Origin of the sequence: uncultured Porphyromonas sp. (genome assembly GCF_938023125.1) — a bacterium.
Lineage (GTDB): Bacteria > Bacteroidota > Bacteroidia > Bacteroidales > Porphyromonadaceae > Porphyromonas.
Genome location: NZ_CALHDW010000015.1, coordinates 43774 through 62173, shown reverse-complemented (window position 1 = coordinate 62173; position 18400 = coordinate 43774). Strand labels below are relative to the sequence as shown.

Below are 18400 nucleotides of genomic sequence, written 5' to 3'. Positions count from 1 at the left end.
AATACTTTTATTCTGACCTGACCAAATTTATCCCTAATCTTCTGATGTTAAGAAATGTTATGCCGCTACTTATCAACAACTTAGAAGCAAATCTTTCTTGTGCAAAGTATCAACTTCTCCTCAACAAGCTCTAATCAAGAGTCGACCGAGGCAGAAAAAGCACCTACTTAACCCGCAATGTATACTCCCCTAGTTCGGGAGCATTCACACTGTAGTTCTGCTCAACTTGCAGCGCCGGATGTTGCAAGATTTGAGGCCGGACAAGCAAAATATCCCCTACATGGATGATATTTAAGTAGGACATTCTCTCCACAGCCTTGCGGATCATAGTCTCTGTCACCTCCAGCGTACAGTCTCTCCACTCTAGATGGTAGCTTGGTTGCAACTCGCCCTCGTCTAAAGAGCGATCTTCGATCATGCCAGCAGCTGCATACTCAAAAGCTACAGCCTCGCTCCATGGCAGACGAGCGGCAATTAGGTTGCAAAGGCGATTTTGATGCACAATATCAAACCCAACCCCTAGTCCATTAATGTAACGATGCGAGAAGCGGGAAGCGACTTCACGCCCTGTTCTACCGATTCGCACAAGCAATGAGGGATAAGCCACATAACACTCCTCGGACGAGGTGTTAGGCAAAAAGAAGGGATATCCTTTACGGATGAGCGCCTCCCCTTTATAATAATAATGAAGGAGTTGCTCCCCGCTATTAAAAACAAACTGGTATATTTTCATTTGGCATCAAGCCTAAGATGTAAGGAAAAAGAACCCACTACTAAGGGCCTATCCCCTAAGATACTCCTGCAAACTAGTACCTTCCAAATCTTTGGGAGAAAGGATCAATTGCTCTCTAGGCACGCCATATTGCAACCAATCAACTCCAATCTCGGGATCAAAGGGATAAAGATGGCATTCATCTTGAGGGGAATAACCATTATCTACCTTGTAAGAAAAAATTGCTTCTTCGCTCACCACAAGATAGCCATGGGCAAACCCTCTAGGAATGTAAAGTTGCTCTTTGGTAGCACCAGAGAGGCGAACGGCAACGTGACGACCGAAAGTTGAGCTCTGCAATCGAAGATCTACAGCCACATCTATTACCTCTCCATGGATGCATCTCACGAGTTTCGCTTGAGCAGCCGAGCCTTGTTGGAGGTGCAGACCCCGTAGTACGCCTCTCGTAGAAAAGGATTCATTTTCTTGAATAAAGGGGCAAGGCGAGACCTTATCGGCAAACTCGGGGAAGCGTAAAATCTCGGTAAAAGATCCACGCTCATCCCCAAAGACCTGAGGCGTAAGGAGCCAAACTCCTGGGATTTCTAGTTCTTTGTATTGTATCATTTTCAAATAATAGACTTAAAAGAGAGCTAGTGCGAATGATTTTACTCCTCGGGGGAGACTCCAGCGGAATTCTCCTCTTCCATCTTCTCCGAAGACTCCGGAGCTCCCTTTACTCGATCTATAACGATAAATTCGGTGCGTCTATTTAGGGCATCTGCTACCTCCTTATCCTCTTCGCTAAGGGCTGTAACAAATGCTTCGTCCAGTGTTGTTCCCTCGGGGAATTGGGGATAAAGGGCATGAAGGGCCGATGAGATTACTCTAGGACGGGACTTGCCATACCCCTTCGGGTGCAACTGTTCGGCGGGGATTCCTTTTCCCTTTAAATACTCTACCACAGCACGTGCACGTCTATCACTAAGGCCCAAGTTGTAGGCATCGGATCCCACACGATCGGCATGAGACGAAAGCTCAACTACGACCTCGGGATTGTCTTGTAGTATCTTAGCGATCTGATCTAGAGCCACCTTGCTCTCCGGCAATAAGTCTGCACTGTCGAAGGCATAGAATATATCTTGGAATACTTCACTTACCACAGACGAAGCAAGTGTAAAATCGACCGTGTAAACGGCATCTTCGGTAGCTGCGTCGCTCTCAAAATAGGAATAGGCACGTAAGTATTTATCGGCACCTGCCAGTAGCACATAACGAGTTCCCCCCTCTATATCTAATGAATAGTAACCATCGGCGTGGGTTGTAGCCACAAGAGGAGTCTCGGGATTCGCCTCACTCACAACTCGCACAAATGCTCCAGCGATGGGATTTCCATCTCGGTCGAAGACAAACCCCTCTAGGCTCGTAAGAATGGCGGGCTGGGTAAAGGCCCAGAGATGGGGGCGCCCCCATGCATCCTGACGAGAGGAGGAAAAATAGCCTTCGCTCGTATTACTCTTATCCGGCTTAGGACTAAGGCTCATGGCATAATCATCTTGAGGGGAATTAAGAGGTGCGCCGAGATGCTCGCAAAGCCACTCTCCCGAGGGCTGCAACGTAGCTCGATAGAGATCGTAACCGCCTAGACCGGGGTGCCCATCCGAGGCAAAATAGAGTGTACTATCCCCCATAGCAAAGGGAGAGATCTCATTGCCGGGTGTATTGATTACCCCACCTATATTGGTAGGCAAGGCGCTCCCAATTTCTTCTACATTGATGTAATAAATATCTTTACCACCATACCCTCCCTCGCTCACGAAGTAGAGTTTCTCGCCCGAGCCCGAGAGAGCGGGATGGGCCGCCATGCGCAACGTATCGCTCCAGATCTCCAATTCCTTACCAGCACTCCAGCCCCCTTCTCCACTTTTTGAGGACTTGTAGATCTTGGCCGTCTTGTCGTAGAGATCGCTATGCTCTGCCATCGTATAATAAAGAGTATTCCCTTCGGGAGAAATGGCAGGCATCCCCTCGTCATTGGAAGTATTGACACCTCCGGCGATACTATCGGGGCGAGACCATCGACCTTGAGCATCTTGGTGAATATAGTAAAGGTCATTAGGCTTCTCTCCCGTAATGGCACTATTCTCTATCTCAGGGTTTTTGCTACGAGCCGAAGAATAAATAAAAGCACTCCCATCGGGTAAAAACGCTCCCCCGAAGTCGCTTCGAGAAGAATTTAAGTTGCGTGCCAAACGAACCTGATAGTGATGAGGATTTGCTCGCAAAGTATCAATTCGGAGGCAACTCTCTCTCCCCAGATTGGCAAAGTAATCATTAGGATAAAGGGCACAAAAGGCCTCGTAATTTACAAGAGCATCCCGAGTGCGCCCGAGGCATTGCTCCATCTCTGCGAGTCGCAGGAGCACAATGGAATCCGGATACTGATAAGAGCGTGCAGAGATATAAAAGGATTTGGCCCTCTGTGCATTGCGTGCCAATCGATAATTCTCTGCAGCACGAAAAGCAAAAAATGCCTTTTTCTCTTTGTCTTTGCGGGTTTGCTTACGATAGAGATCTCGATACAACTCGGCAGCCTCTCCGTAGCGGCCCGCCTTGTGTGCATACTCAGCCTCGCGTATTTTACGTGCTGCGCACCCCCCTAGCGAGAGAAGGAAAAAGAGAGCTCCAACAAGAAGAGCTACTGAATACCAATGATTTTGTGGAGTTGTATGCTTAGACGCCATGTAGGGTGTTGCTTGATATACTCAATACACTCTTCCAACGCATGAGGGGGTTGCAATATTGCTTCTCCCGGTTCGTAAATAGGACTTAAGCAGTAGGTGCGTGCCGGCGGAAGGCTCTCTATTGCCGGAGGTAATGGAGCTGATGCTCCAAAGGGGAAACGCCACTCATCCACTCCGTGAGGGAAATTCTCCCACAAATGGGGAAAGGACTCGGGCTTAGCACTACAAGTAATGTAGTCAATCCCATGGGGTACGGGGCGTGTTCCATTGGTCTCAATGCTCTGCCTATACCCCTTTTGATGGAAAAAGTCGACTACCTCTTCGGTAAGATGTAGGGTAGGCTCTCCCCCTGTCCAGAGGATATTGTGCGTAGGGAAAGAGGCAAGTTCGGCAAGGATTGCCCCCAACGACATTAGAGTAAAAGAGAAAAATTCTGTATCACAATAGCTGCACCGAAGGTTGCAACTACTCAAACGTATAAACACCATCGGAAGGCCAACCTGTGCCCCCTCCCCTTGTAGGGAATAGAATATCTCGTTTACGGGAAGCTCGAGATCCTCTAGCATGGCAATAGACGGTAAGACGCGCGGCACTTGGCTGTCTCTTCTATAGTACAAGCCACCAAAGTAACACCCGTACCCTCCAATCTGAGGGGAGCTACCTCCTCCACCAAATAACGAGCCATCGCCTCCGCTGTTGGATTAAAGGGCACTATCACCAAATCCTCCGGAGCAATCTCCTTCAATTGAGGTAGAAGAGGATCTTCTTGCCAAAGCATCATTTTATGATCCCAAGCCTCCTCTACCCAGAGACATAGGCGTTCTTTGATCACACCAAAGTCTATCACACGCCCCAAAGCATCCAGATCCGGGGCTGTACAAACAAAGTGAATACGGTAGTTATGCCCATGCAGATGGCGGCACTTACTCTCATGCCCTACAACGCGATGCCCCATACTGATATCGTGGTATCGCTCGGCTGTGAGGAGACTCGGTCGGTTTTTATTCTCGTTCATCTTCATTGTTCGGTATGTAAAGGTACGACATTCCTTGCTAGTACTCTACACGGCCCTCTCCCTCATACCCTAAACAGAAAAGGGAAAAGGATGAAGAATTTGAGGGTTAGCCTAGAGAAAACCCCTTTACCCTGGAGAGCGGTATGAAAAACTACTCCAAGGTAAAGGGGCTCTCAATCTAGACGATGCCATATGGGCACGAAAGAGATTACATATAATACTTCTCAGCTCCCTCGCCCTCTATAGGTACATCCCACGATTCTTTATAGAGATCCTCTATATCCTCTCGGGACATTCCGTACTCGGCAGCGAGGTCATTAAGATATTCCTCCAACGTTTTAGGATCATCAGAGGGGCGCTTTGTCACCACTCGAATGGGGATCGTCAGCTCAAAAACCGAGAGTGCAGAAAAAGCCTCCTCCCAAGCATACGCAGAGCGGTAAGAGCCATTGGGTTTCTTCTTTTTAGGAGTTGCAAAGCGCACCATACGGAGGTGGAGATCGTAAGAGAGATGCTTATCACGGAGCCCGATAAAAGGATTACTCTCTTTGAGAGACTCCGGATCATCAAAGTAGCCCTTTAGTCCCAACTGCTTACGAGAGAGCTCTACCTTATAGTCTTCACCGGGATGGCGATACCCGAACATACGATCTTCCGGATGAGTATCGCGATAGACAAACTTCGCTCCCACCTTTTCGAAAGTCGTATTCACGAGAGGCCCCTCAACCTTACTCCCCGGGATATATTTACGGATATTGTCTACCGTGATGAAGAGTTGGAAGAGATCCTCAGCCCCCTCCTTCACAAACATATTATTGACACGCTTACCCTCCTTATCGTAGCAAGTAAGCTCCAGGGACCAAATCACGTTCGACTTCCAACGGACGGGGTTGTTTCCTCCTGCTATGCTATAGCTCTTGCCATCGGCATTGAGTTTGAAATCAATCTTTTGTACCCCCTTGTCGGGGAAATCAATATTGAGATAGGAAGGATCCCCATGGAACTCTGCCCCATGCAAGTGACCACAATGCATCTCAATGCTGATCTTATCGGGCAAAACAAAGCTCGACATATTGGGCTTAGGATCGTTGCTACAACTAGAGATCCCTAGAGAGAAAGCTACCGACAATAAAAGAGTCGCAAAAACAGATCTCCTCATATTGCGTTTCTATCACTTAGTTATTGTAGGTCTATTGGGATGTACAACTCAAGATCGCGTGTACCCATAGTGCGAGCAGGTTGATCGAAGGGATAAAAAGAGTTTGTCGTTCGGTTAATCTTAGTCGAGGGAGGCAATACGTGTACCAGCACCACGTTCAAGAAAAAGTGATTCGGAGTGGCATCGGGATGTACATAGAAGGCACCCTCTAGCCCAATCGGGTTACGCTTCCCCTCAAGTTGTAGCGTCTCGGCATACTTATAAGTAATGGTACTTGGTATCGTGTTATAGGTTTTCTTTGCTTCGTCTTTAAGCTCTCTACTTATAAAAAAGAACTGGTGTAGAGCTGCCTGCTCTGGGGTAATGTATTGAGCATTGATATCGGAGCCGGAGGCATTACGCAGCACAATTTCTAAGTGATACCATTGCCCTCGCTTTAGTGCAAGAGGGGTATGATTTGCCTTCTCATTGGAGAAACTCCATGTAAAAGACGCACCCTTATTCGTAATCTTATCCACAAAGAGGCCCGTTGTATCTGACACCTCACAAGGGGTAAAGACAAAATCGGTACTATAGGGCACCTCATGCCCACGCTCCTTTGCCTGATTTATCGGCTTCTCCGGGGTAATTTTTCCACAAGAACCAAGGGAAAACAGGAGCACAAATAGGGCAGTAGCGAAAGTCGTACAGAGCAGTTTTTTCATTGTCGTATATCTATTTGTTTTGTTATTCTAGAAGTAGTAACCTAGGACAAGTTGCACATCTCGCCCCTTCTCATGGGCAAAGTAGCGAAACCTATTCGTGTACTCTTTGTAGAGGGCATTGAGCAGATTCTCCGCACGCAACGATACCTTCCACGATCTACCTTGACTCATAGTGTGGGTATACTCTGCCGATGCGCCCAATAAATGATAGGCATCAGGCGTCGTGGGTAAGAAGTCTATTGAGGGATCAAACCTCCGTTGTTTTGTCACAAAAACCCAATCCAGACCAAACGAAAGTTGGTCGTGGGGGAAGAGATCGTGGCTCTCCCATTGGATAGACTGGCGGTAGCGATCGGAGGGGATATAGGGTAAATATCCCCCAGATTTGCGTTCTATAGTGCGAATCCACTGCCCTTCAAAAGTATATTCCCAACCCTCAAATGGGCGCAACCTCAGTTGCACATCCCCACCCCAAAAGCGAGCATCAACTTGTCGATAGCGGAAGATGGGAAAAACCCCGGCTACCAACTCCTTCACGGCAATGCCACCCGTATTGGGGTCGTGCTCGGGGCTTGCAAAAATATAGTTGCCAATGGATTGCAAAAAAGCGGTTGCAGAGGCATGTATCCAAGAGTTGGCATAGCGAAGTTCGTTATTCCACTTCCAAGAAGCCTCCGGCTGCAGAGTAGCATCCCCCTCCTCATACGCTGCCGCTCCGTGATGCAAACCTTTGCTGTAGAGCTCATTGACATCGGGGGCTCTCCAAGCCAAACCAAGATTGGAAGAAAAGGTAATTCCCTCTAGAGGACGTACAAGACCCGAGAGCGAAAACGACGGACTATTATAGTGATGCTCCCCTCCATACTCCTCGCCCGAGAGCCCATAGCCTAGGGCATTGAGGTACTTATAGTCGTAACGAGCCCCAAGAGCTACCTCGTAACAGGGGCGCACCCATTTGGTAATGCCATAGCCCCCAAATGTAAGACCGGCGTAATTGGGGATAAGGGGCACTGTACCGGTATTGGTCGTTTTATTCTGTTGCAATTGAGCACTAGAGCCAACGACAAAACGCAAGGGTTGCTCTTTAGAAGATTCCCAAATAGCTTGTGCTCCATGACTTGCTAGTAGAAGCCCCAAAGCAGGTTTATGCGCCAGAGATCCCACTCGTATCTCAAACTCCTGTCGATCATCGTTCTGAAAGTCATATTGCATCCGCAATAGACCACCCTGCTTTAGTTTGTACACCCCCGAGAAACGCACAAGCCAATGCTGTACCTCTTGCTTGGGAGCTGCAATTTTATAGCTGCGCGGGGCGAAGACTTGAGGCTCTCCCAACTCAAATCGCTCCAAGAGATCTTCGAGAGTACCGATGTGCGAACCCGTAAAAATACCGAGTCGAGAAGAATAGTAACTCACGAATAAATCCGCAGAAAAACGAGGACGATCAACGCCAAGCACTCCCGTAAAGCTACCTTCTCTAGCTCCTGTATTATTGAGCACATACTTTGCTGTTTCATAATCTCCGGCTACCGAATAAGCGGCTTGCGTTCGCCAGGTCAATCCCCGAAGAGCCGCTACGCTCCCCGAGAGATCACCATTAACCTCAGCCCCACGGTCGTTAGAAGTTGCAGAGAGTGAGAGTCGCCCCTTCAGAGGATCTCCCCATTTGGGCAGAGGAGCTGTCTCCAATAGAATAACCCCTCCTATGGCTCCTGCCCCATAGCGAATAGACTCAGCTCCCTTGATAACTTCAACACTCGTTGCCGTAGAGATATCCACCTCAGGAGCATGGTCGGCCCCCCATTGCTGACCTTCTTGCCGTACTCCATTATTTATAAGAAGGATGCGACTGCTGTGCATCCCCTGTATTACGGGCTTCATGATAGTTGCTCCACTGCTGATACTACTCATGCCCGGCACCTCCTGCAAGACCTTGGCTAGAGAACTCTTGGCCTCACTACGCAAAGCATTCTCCCCGAGGCGTACAGCAATGGTAGTAGACTCGCTACGCGGCTTATCGCCCAAGACCACCACTTCATCGAGCCGTACAGGTGCAAGATGTACATGTAGCCCTTTGGCATTCGGCTTAATAATGCTCTTATACTCATTGTAGCCAACCATACGAACCAACACCTCGCAACGCTCCTTTTGAGGAAAGGGGAAGGCAACTTTGCCCTCTCCATTTGTAAGGGCGTGCTGCTCCCCTAGCTGCACCAAAGCCCCGGGGATAGGATCTTCGGTTCCCTCCTCCACTACTACAACGGTAAAAGAGGAGGTTTTATCCCCTCTTTGTGCCCACAACAGAGAGGGAACAGCGAGAAAGAGAAGTGTAAAGAGGAGAAGGCGAGACCTCACCAAAAACGAATTGGGAATAGAGATAACGCCCTTTGCTATAGAGAATATCTTGATAAATTCCATCCTATGGGTTACCCTGTTTTATCGGCTTAACTTCAACTAACTTGAACAAAGTCCAACTCAAAAACCAAGTGCAAAGATAAAATTTTATTTTGGAGATTCCGGTATCAAGTGCAACGGTATCAGGGCAACCGCATCAAAAATAGGGCTATCTTTGCAGTATGGCTGTACAAGATTATTTTTCTAAGGTAGAAGATACACGTATTGTGGGTCGTTGCAAGCATAAGTTAAGCAATATTCTAGTTATTGCCCTTGCGAGCTATCTATGAGGAGATGAGGATTATGAGTCCATGCATGAACTTTGCTTAGAGCATGGAGAATCTCTCCGCCCACTGGTTGAGTTAGCCAAAGGATGTCCGAGCGTAGACACCTTCGAAAGATTGCTCCAACGTATTGAGCCTCAGTCTCTCTATGCTTGTCTTCAAGTTTATGGAAAAGAGCTGATTCCCAACTTAGAAGGTAACCATATCGCCATTGGCTGCAAACGTCTGAAAGGCTCGAAAATGCATTTATTCTCTACCTTTGCGGATGCTTCAGTACCGAAAAGATTGACAAAAGATGACTTGTTATGGAAAAAGAAATCCCCATACAAGGGGCTTATAATGGCTCTCTACAGCTAAAATACTTCCCTGCCATCAATTATTCTCTGGTGCAAAATGGGATTGAGCATTGTACCATCTGCACAATAAAAAACCAGGGAAGCGAAGATTGGGAAAACCTACGTATCACCTACGAAGGCAACAGCATACAATCGGGAGAAATAAACATAGCAAGGCTCGCTGCTGGAGAGACTGCAGAAGAAGAAATCAACCTCGATCTAAATCTTGAGGAACTACTACACCTAGAAGAAGCAAAGGAAACCTCTCTAGAAATAGCCCTATACATTGGAAACGAATGTGCTGTAGAGCATCCCTTTAAGCTCCATATCATGGCGTATGACCAGTGGCTTGGCACCTCTTGCATACCCGAAACTATCGCCTCTTTTGTCACTCCCTCTTCTTCTCTCATTGAGCCCATAAAACTTGAGGCAGCACGTTTCTTACAAAAATGGAGCAAAGACTCAGCCATCACCGGGTACCTAACAAAGAATCCCAATCAGGTGCGGCGGCAGGTAGCTGCCATCTACGAGGCTCTCCGATCGCTCGGTATTGTCTACTCTGTTTCACCTACGTCTTTTGAGGTGTTAGGACAACGTATCCGGCTCCCCTACAAGGTAATGCAAATCAAGATCGGCAACTGTATTGAGTTGTCTCTATTGATGGCCTCATGTCTAGAGGCCTGCGGCATACGCCCTTTCATCGTATTTCTAGCAGGACATGCCATGGTAGGAGCTTGGCTCTCAGATGAGGTACAATCGCCACTTATCTCAGACGATTTATCCTTTTTGCTCAAAGGCTGTGCCTCTGGGATCAATGATCTTGTTGTATTGGAGGCTACAGCAATTAGCTCCTCGCAAAACGTAGGTTTTGAAGACGCCGTAGATCATGCGATCAGCACCCTACACGATGGAGGCTCTTTTGAGTTCTTTGTAGATATATTCCGTTGCAGACTCAACAACATACTCCCTCTCCCCACCTACAACAATCAGGGAGAAGTAGTTACCGACTATGTAGGCATCAAACACAAGCACTCTACCCACTTCCTCTACAACCTCGAGCACTACACAGTAGACCCTAATGCTGCATCGCCCCAAAACCTTACACGACAACAAGTATGGGAAAGGAAACTACTCGACACCACTCTTCGCAATAACCTCATCAACCTAAGCTTCGGCAAACGCACCATCCCACTCCTTTCCATTCGTATTGACCTTTGGGAAGATAAATTACAAGCCGGAAAGTACTTCGATATTCTACCCCACCCACAAGTGGAGAATCTTGCTCCAATCCTCTTGGCAGACCTTGAGAGCAATAAACTTTATGCAGACCTCTCCGAGGGGGAAGTTAATGTGCGACTCAAGGAGCTATATCGTGCCTCTCGTACCGCGCTCGAAGAGAACGGCGCCAATGCGCTTTTCATTGCATTTGGCGTTATGGAGTGGTACGAAACCCCTGAAAGTACCAAGCCTCGCTTTGCTCCTTTGCTACTAGTTCCTATTGACATGGTGCGCTCGGGGCGTGGTTATCGCATCCGTATGCGAGACGAAGAGCCCATCCTCAATACTACCCTTGTGGAGCTACTGAAGCAAAACTTCTCCCTCCATATGCTCGAGTTAGATCCACTACCTCAAGACCAATTTGGGGTAGATGTGGTCAAAACGCTCTCCCTTGCTCGCGCTTATATTCGCCAAAAAACTCGTTGGAACGTACACGAGAATGCCCTCATCGGGTACTTCTCTTTTAATAAGTTTGTGATGTGGAATGATATCCACTCCAACTCAGAACTCCTTGCCGAGCACCCTATCGTAAAGGGTCTTTTGCAAAATCATCTTGAAGCCCATGAGGAGACTCCTCCTATTGACGCTCGCAGTGTAGACAAAAGTGTGGCTCCACAGCACTATGCCCTCCCCGTAGAGGTAGATAGCTCACAGCTCGAGGCGATTGTCAATTCAGGACTCGGAAAAAGTTTTATTCTCCATGGTCCCCCAGGCACAGGCAAGTCTCAAACGATTACCAACATGATTGCCAATGCACTCTACCAAGGCAAGAGAGTGCTTTTTGTAGCAGAGAAAATGGCCGCTCTATCTGTGGTACAAAGCCGACTAGAAAAGATTGGTCTTGCGCCATTTTGTCTTGAGCTTCACTCCAACAAAGCTACCAAAACACACTTTTTGGAACAGCTGCAAAAGACCCTAGAGCTCGTGCAAATACAATCTCCTCAAGAGTATGAGGAGACCGCTACACAGCTGTTCTCTCGACGCAAAGAGCTGATCCGACATATAGAGTCTCTACACAAAACTAGAGGTAATGGCTACTCTCTCTACAATGCCATTGTCGCCTTTTCGGAGAATCCTTCTGAGCCTCTTGAAATTCCAAGCGAGGTAGTCACTACCTTAAACAAGGTGCAATTAGAGAATTGGCAAGCAGCTCTTATACGCCTAGATGCCGTGCTCTCCGTCTCGGGTCATCCAGCGCATCATCCCCTCAAACAGCTTATTCTCAACGAAGCTGCTGCGGAGAATCTCCCTCTTGTACGCCAAACACTCACAGAGTACAGCGCAACACTCTCCTCTCTGGAGAGCTGTATCGTGCACTTTGAAGGGCTAACCTACCTCCCCACTCAAACCTCATTTTTAGGGGTTACAGCCCTAGCACTCCTTGCAGAAGCTATGCAAGGTATTAGGTACTACTCCGCAGATCTGGCACAAATAGTGCAAGAAAGCCATAAACTCCAAGCACTACGCTTTGCTCTAAATCACGGAGAAAAGACTCAAGAGCTAGCCCAAAACTTGCAAAAAGAATATAGTCCGCAAGTACTCTCTCTCAATGCAAACGAATTGCAAGAGGAGTGGAAAGGAATACAGGCAAAATGGCTGTTGCCCAGGCTCTTTGCGACCAAATCATTCTTGCGAAAAATGCGAGTATATCGGAGAGACTTCGAGGAGCAACATATTCCTTCGCTTGTGAATCAACTCTCGCAATACAGAGAAGAATTGTCCGCATCACAACTCTTTACTACCCCTTTAGAACCTATTTTTGGCACTATTGGGCATGAAAAGGCAGAAGACTGGGCTGCTATGCAGCAAGCATCAGAGAGTGCCGAGAGGTTGTATCAAGCCCTTCTCTCCTATGCTCCAGCACTAGGCCTAGAGACGTCTTCTGTACTTTCCTTAGCAAATACACAACTAGTACCACTTCTCTCCCATCCCTCCACCGAGTTATCTTCACTCCTAGGGGAGATTGTATCTCTGTATACAAAAGCCAAAGAACTAAGATCGCATGTGGATGCATTCTTCGTACAAGAAAGACTCACAACAGCTCCCCTCTCCCAAGAGATACACGAGATGGAGCAATACCTCCTGCATTACAACGAAATAAAAGATTGGGCACTCTGGTGCAGGGAGCGCCAGCGACTTTCTTCTCTGGGGCTAGGCTTTGCCATCGAAGCTCTTGAGGCAGACGAATCTCTCAACGGACAACGACTCGCAGAGAAGGTGACCAAGGGAGCTCTCAAACAACTCGCAGAAGACATCATTGATCAAGAAGAATCGCTTAGACACTTCAGTGGAGCCATTTTTGAGGATTCAATCAAAAACTACAAACAACTCTCCAGAGAGTTTCAAGAACTTACTCAAAAAGAGCTCTACTGCCGCCTAGCTCACCCCATTGCCAAGCTCTCGGGTGCTGCGGGGAGCAGTAGCGAGGTAGGTATCCTCAAGCGCAATATTGGCAATCATGGACGAGGGACATCCATCAGAAAAATCATTGATCAGATCCCTCACCTCCTACCTAGACTTTGCCCGTGCATGCTTATGAGTCCACTATCTGTAGCCCAATACATTGACCTCAAAGGGGAGAAATTCGATCTTGTTATCTTCGACGAAGCCTCCCAAATGCCAACTAGTGAGGCTGTAGGTGCTATAGCTAGAGGGAAAAGCCTTGTAGTGGTAGGCGATCCCAAACAGATGCCTCCAACAAGTTTCTTTGCACGCAATCAAGTAGATGACGAAGAGGCTGAGGTGGATGACATGGAGAGTATCCTCGATGATTGTATCGCCCTATCCCTCCCCTCTCGCTACCTAACATGGCACTACAGAAGCAAGCACGAGAGCCTTATCGCCTTCAGCAATCGTCTCTACTACGAGGGCAAACTCTATACCTTTCCTTCCGTAGACGACAAAACGTCTAAGGTACAATTTATCCCCATAGAGGGTGTGTATGCTAGAGGTACTACCCGAAGCAACGAAAAAGAGGCTCGTGCTGTGGTAGAAGAAGTAGTGCGTAGACTCCGGAGCAACGAGGAGAAAAGTCTTGGGATTATCGCCTTTAGTCAAGTGCAACAAAACCTAATAGAAGACCTTCTCACCGAACAACTCTACAAAGATCCAGCGCTAGAGGAAAAAGCCTTCCACTCTACAGAGCCTATCTTTATAAAGAATCTAGAAAATGTGCAGGGTGATGAACGAGATGTTATTCTCTTCTCTGTAGGTTACGGACCAGACAAGGAAGGAAAAGTTTCTCTCAACTTTGGTCCTCTCAATAAGCGTGGAGGCGAGAGGCGCCTCAATGTGGCTGTGTCTCGTGCTCGCTACGAAATGATGATCTTCTCATCTCTAAGACCCGAGCAAATTGACCTAAATCGCACAAAAGCAGAAGGGGTGATTGGGCTGAAACGCTTCCTCGAGTTTGCCGGCGGAAGCCCCCTTCCCATTTGCAATCAGACCGAGAATGCACTGCATACTCCCTCTCCACTCCTTGCCCAACTCGCCCAAAAGCTACGCGAGCGAGGCTATACGGTAAATCTACAAATAGGACGTTCTGGATTTCGAATAGACCTCGCCATTGTGCACCCCCAGTTTCCTGACAAGTATATTTTGGGCATTCTTAGCGATGGTGCAGGTTACTATGCAACCAAAACGACCCGAGACCGAGAGATCGTACAACCCTCTGTTCTCTCAATGCTTCACTGGCATATTATGCGAGTATGGACGGTAGATCTATTTGAGCATCCCGAGAGAGTACTCACACGCATCGAAGATCGCATCCAATCCATCCTGTCGGGGAGCGAAGAGGAACAGGCTATACAGACCCTTAAGTCTCCCCTCCCAAAGCAAATTATTACCCCTCCTAAAGAAGAAATTATCGCCTGGAATCACTCCAGAGAAATACCCTATCAGAGTGCAGAAGTAACACCCCCCAATGGGTCTCTTTCCCTAGATACTCTATTACAATCAGGCTCCATTGTTTATCAAGAATTGCACAACATCATTGAGGTAGAACAGCCTATCTGCCTTACCCTTTTGTACAAGAGAATAGCACAAATATGGGGTATCCAAGTATCGGGGAGAATGCAGAAAATGATCCAACAACTCCTCTCCAATGGATTCTTCTTAGACCCAAGATCCTCGGAAAACGAGTACGTGTATTGGCTCAACGAAACCTCTCTCGAGAGTTATATTACCTATCGAGTAGGGAGCGAACGAGAGATTACTGACATTCCCACCCCCGAGATTGCCAATGCTATGCACGCTATTCTAGAGCAACATATGGCCATGCCTCAAGAGGAACTCAAACGTATGACTGGTAAGACTTTGGGCTTTGCTCGCATGGGCAGCCGTATAGATGAGGCCGGAGATAGGGCATTGAAGCTTCTCCTTGCCCAGGGTAAGGCAACGTGCAATGGTACGACCATTTCTCTAAGCTAGCGGAGAAGTCTTGCTTTTACTCCCCTGCTACTCCTTGGGCTGTTGGTGTAAATTCCAGTAGTAAGTGCAACGCAAAGATACACAATTGATCGACTTCTCAAAAGCAAGGAAAGTCCTATTCTTTCATCGCCAAGACCATTGGAGTTGCCAAAAGTACCGTCTCCAGAGAGGTTGCTCAGTGGAGTCCTTTCCCTACTTTTATCAAGCGTTGCACTTGACTCTGATTTCTACACCAGGAAGTCTTCCCCAACATTTATTTTCGCAATCATAGTAAGACTCCCCTAAGTAATGCAAACCATCAGGAGAAACTTCTCTGCCACCACCCAAGAGTTCTTGATATTCTGCGAAGATAAGTTCTTCTTGTTTATGTATCCACTCCATTGATATAAATTATTAATAACCACGAAGGTAGTTACTCTTAATGGAAAACGTTCAGAATCTTCTTAGCATTTGACTTTTGCAGATTCCAATCTCTAGTCCTAAAATCAAAGGTGTTTTTGCGATACTCGAAAAGCATTTTCGGGAACAGGGGATGGCTATTCATCCACAGCGAGTACAAGAGCCGTCAGGCTCTCGGGAGCTGTAAGAGCCAATGTGTCCGCAGCCGCCACCAGGGTTGCTCCCGTAGTAAGCACATCATCAACGAGCAGAAGGCGGCTCCCCTCCGCCGGCACATCACGCGACAGAGAGAATGCCCCTACCATTGAGCGCAAGCGATCCTCACGCCCCAGCATCGTTTGGCTGTGCCTCCCATTCCGTCTGAGAGTCTCTGTTGCAACGGGTATTCCACTTGCCATACTTACCCCTCGAGCTATAGCTTCCGCTTGATTGTAGCCCCTCCGGGCCTCCCTTTTGGGATGTGTAGCAATGGGAATCAATAGGTCATAATGCGCTGGAGAAAGGGCAAAACGATGAGCTAAAACACGCCCAAGGGTAATCCCAAGGGCCCTATTTCTTTGGTACTTGATACTATGTACCACCTCTTGTACCGCATTGTTGCGGCTGAATTGGTAGCCGGCTAGGAGTTGATCAAAAGGAAAAGCTCCCCCTTCTAATCGGTCGGCAGCATGTAATAATTTATCATGATAGAGAGGAAGCGAGAGAAGGCAATCCGGACAAATTCCCTCCATCTCGGGAGCAAGAAGATGGTGGCACACCGGGCAATACTGGGGATAAACGATCTCCAAACAAGCCTTGAGATAGGTCTGCCAACGCCTAGGAGGTACATAACGATAGGTACGGATAGACACAGCTCTTGACTAAAACTCTTTGAGGATAGAGAGTATCTCATCGAGATCAAACCCCCGATTCATTGCCCAAGTAATTACTTTGCGTTGTATTTCATCCGGAGTAGGATCGTCAAGCGAGAGTAGCTTTTTAGTAAGCATCTCTCTCAGCAGACGCGGAGCATCCTCCTCATCCATTACCTCTCGCACGATACGCTCCACAGCACCCTCGGGCAAGTCTCTCTGTAATAACTCTTGCTTAATCTTGAAGGGGCCCCACCCCGAGAAGCGCAACTTATCGGAGGCAAAAGCATGAATAAAACGCTCTTCGTTGATAAAATTATCGGCTTTGAGTTTTTCGATAATAAAGCTATGATCTTCGGCATCAATGCCATGACGCCAAAGCCATTGTGCTACTTCTGCAGGGCAACGTTCTGCACTAGAGCAATAAGAAGAAACCTTGCGGTATAGATTTTCTGGAGTCATTTGGGAGTAAGCGCAGCAGTAAGAAATCTAGATTTCCCCGAGAGATCGGGCAAAAGACTTGCTGAGAGAATATGGGGAGCTTCTGCGAAGATAGCAAGAGTATCCTCTGCAAGAAGAGCATTTAGCTCTAGGTAAACATGAGCAGATGGTTGCATAGAAAGCCGTGCTGCGGCTTGGCATATCGCCCGATAGAAAAGCAGAGGATCTGCCTCCGGAGCAAAGAGGGCAAGGTGTGGCTCATGCTCCAATACATGAGGCTCCATAGTCACTGCCTCGGTAGGCTGGATGTAGGGAGGATTGCTGACGATAATATCCAAGGGCGGAAGAGTCGAAGCCCAAGAGCCCACTTCGAGCATATCCCCACGCAAGAGTTGGGGCGTGGAAGAGCCCAAGCCTGATCGGTCAAAATTTCTCCGAGCGATGGCGGCAGCTTGATCGCTTTTCTCTAGAGCGAAGACCTCCGCTTGGGGCAACATCTGTGCAAGATACAGAGCGATGCAACCGCTCCCCGTACCCAAATCGAGAATGCGCAACCCCTTCTGCCCCCTATGTCGCTCTACGATGGTGGCACAAAGCTCCTCCGTCTCAGGCCGAGGGATCAGCACCCCTGGAGCGACGAAGAGATCGAGCGGACCAAAAGGGGCATGACCCAAAATGTATTGAATAGGTTCGTGGTGCAATAGACGCCCTACAGCCTCCCAACATTGCCCCTCCTGCCCTTCGTCCAAAGGTCTCTCCGTCGCCATAAGGAGCTGGGTACGAGACAAGTGCAAGATTTCTTCTAGAAGAATACGGACAAGTGAATGCGCCTCCTCCCGAGTGTAAAGAGAAGAAAGTCGAGAAAGGGCTTCAGTCTGAATCGAACCTACCGTGTGCATCAACGTTTACGAATAAAGAGGAACGAAATGTGCGCCAACAAAGTAGGGAGGAGCCCAAAATGGCGGCGCATAATAGCAAAACGCTCCCGAAGCGAACGCCAATGCTTCTGATTGGAGAGGCCTCCTGCTAGGTAGTCGACCAAAATAGTTTGAACCTGCCGATTCTCGTGCGAACGCTCAAGCATCCGTAAACACCAGTCATAGTCGGAACTCAATGTATAGGTAAGGTCGTAGGGAAGAGCGATACGACGAGCCACCACAAAGGCTTGATGACAAACCAACATGCCCCGTAAGAAGTCTTTTTTTCGAAGATTATGAGGAGGGCGTAGGCGGCGAAGCCCCAGTTCCTTGCGATCTTCATCCACAATCATAGTGTCTCCATAGACAATATCGGGTGCACTCCCCTGCTCTATTACCTCTACAACTTCTTGCACCGTAGTCTCCCGACGCAGAGAATCCCCGGCATTGAGGAACCAAATATAGTCCCCTGTTGCCCTACAAATCCCCTTATTCATGGCATCGTATAAGCCTCTATCCGGCTCACTTGTGATAAGAGCCTCGGGGCATATGGAGCGCACCAAGTCTAGAGAATTGTCGTGCGAAGCCCCATCCACCACAATGTACTCAATATGGGGATAGGTCTGCCGAGCCACACTCTCAAGCGTGGGTAATAGCGTACTCTCTGCATTGTAACAGATCGTAATAAGGGAGATCTTAATCATACACTACACTAACGCAGATTCCCCGCCGGCTATTG

Annotated in this window: 13 protein-coding genes and 2 pseudogenes; 3 read left to right on the top strand and 12 right to left on the bottom strand. The window is 48.0% G+C overall.

Annotated features, from left to right (window positions below; translation table 11 throughout):
- Window positions 1-163: 163 nt before the first annotated feature.
- The 8 genes from Q0090_RS04605 to Q0090_RS04570 all read right to left on the bottom strand — a co-directional run bounded on the left by Q0090_RS04605 (window position 164) and on the right by Q0090_RS04570 (window position 8752).
- Window positions 164-733, bottom strand: a complete 570-nt coding sequence (locus Q0090_RS04605) for a hypothetical protein (RefSeq protein ID WP_297947887.1) — start codon at window positions 731-733, stop codon at window positions 164-166.
- 48 nt (window positions 734-781) lie between these two features.
- A complete protein-coding gene (gene rfbC, locus Q0090_RS04600; RefSeq protein WP_297947894.1) occupies window positions 782-1336 on the bottom strand; it encodes a dTDP-4-dehydrorhamnose 3,5-epimerase in 555 nt (184 codons plus the stop codon).
- 44 nt (window positions 1337-1380) lie between these two features.
- Complete coding sequence (locus Q0090_RS04595) at window positions 1381-3456, bottom strand: OmpA family protein (protein ID WP_297947885.1); 2076 nt, start codon at window positions 3454-3456, stop codon at window positions 1381-1383.
- Window positions 3411-3944, bottom strand: coding sequence for a 7-carboxy-7-deazaguanine synthase QueE (locus tag Q0090_RS04590; protein WP_366136351.1), 534 nt, complete (start codon window positions 3942-3944; stop codon window positions 3411-3413). The genes Q0090_RS04595 and Q0090_RS04590 overlap by 46 nt, the downstream gene beginning before the upstream one ends.
- 71 nt (window positions 3945-4015) lie before the next feature.
- Complete coding sequence (locus Q0090_RS04585) at window positions 4016-4477, bottom strand: 6-carboxytetrahydropterin synthase (RefSeq protein WP_297947883.1); 462 nt, start codon at window positions 4475-4477, stop codon at window positions 4016-4018.
- Between the two features lie 202 nt (window positions 4478-4679).
- Window positions 4680-5630 (bottom strand): hypothetical protein, encoded by a 951-nt coding sequence (locus tag Q0090_RS04580; RefSeq protein ID WP_297947881.1) that lies wholly within the window; start codon window positions 5628-5630, stop codon window positions 4680-4682.
- 20 nt (window positions 5631-5650) lie between these two features.
- A complete protein-coding gene (locus tag Q0090_RS04575; RefSeq protein ID WP_297947879.1) occupies window positions 5651-6334 on the bottom strand; it encodes a hypothetical protein in 684 nt (227 codons plus the stop codon).
- A 27-nt stretch (window positions 6335-6361) separates the two neighbouring features.
- Window positions 6362-8752, bottom strand: a complete 2391-nt coding sequence (locus tag Q0090_RS04570) for a TonB-dependent receptor (RefSeq protein ID WP_297947877.1) — start codon at window positions 8750-8752, stop codon at window positions 6362-6364.
- A 158-nt stretch (window positions 8753-8910) separates the two neighbouring features.
- Between Q0090_RS04570 and Q0090_RS04565 the strand changes: the two are divergent.
- The 3 genes and pseudogenes from Q0090_RS04565 to Q0090_RS07995 form a co-directional block, all read left to right on the top strand.
- Window positions 8911-9252 (top strand): annotated as a pseudogene (locus Q0090_RS04565) (transposase family protein); the annotation flags it as partial.
- 65 nt (window positions 9253-9317) lie between these two features.
- Window positions 9318-15053, top strand: coding sequence for a DUF4011 domain-containing protein (locus tag Q0090_RS04560; protein WP_297947875.1), 5736 nt, complete (start codon window positions 9318-9320; stop codon window positions 15051-15053).
- A gap of 110 nt (window positions 15054-15163) precedes the next feature.
- Window positions 15164-15271: pseudogene (locus tag Q0090_RS07995) on the top strand (helix-turn-helix domain-containing protein); the annotation flags it as partial.
- A gap of 318 nt (window positions 15272-15589) precedes the next feature.
- Here Q0090_RS07995 and Q0090_RS04555 read toward each other — a convergent pair.
- Genes Q0090_RS04555 through Q0090_RS04540 form a run of 4 tightly spaced genes read right to left on the bottom strand, consistent with a single transcriptional unit; the run spans window position 15590 to window position 18365 of the window.
- The gene (locus Q0090_RS04555) at window positions 15590-16303 is read right to left on the bottom strand and encodes a ComF family protein (RefSeq protein ID WP_297947872.1); all 714 of its coding nucleotides are present in this window, start codon (window positions 16301-16303) and stop codon (window positions 15590-15592) included.
- Window positions 16304-16312: 9 nt separating this feature from the next.
- On the bottom strand, window positions 16313-16765 hold the full coding sequence (locus tag Q0090_RS04550) for a regulatory protein RecX (RefSeq protein ID WP_297947870.1): 453 nt from the start codon (window positions 16763-16765) through the stop codon (window positions 16313-16315).
- The gene (prmC, locus tag Q0090_RS04545) at window positions 16762-17643 is read right to left on the bottom strand and encodes a peptide chain release factor N(5)-glutamine methyltransferase (RefSeq protein WP_297947868.1); all 882 of its coding nucleotides are present in this window, start codon (window positions 17641-17643) and stop codon (window positions 16762-16764) included. Before prmC ends, Q0090_RS04550 begins: the two co-directional genes overlap by 4 nt.
- Complete coding sequence (locus Q0090_RS04540) at window positions 17643-18365, bottom strand: glycosyltransferase family 2 protein (RefSeq protein WP_297947867.1); 723 nt, start codon at window positions 18363-18365, stop codon at window positions 17643-17645. Before Q0090_RS04540 ends, prmC begins: the two co-directional genes overlap by 1 nt.
- Window positions 18366-18400: the final 35 nt, after the last annotated feature.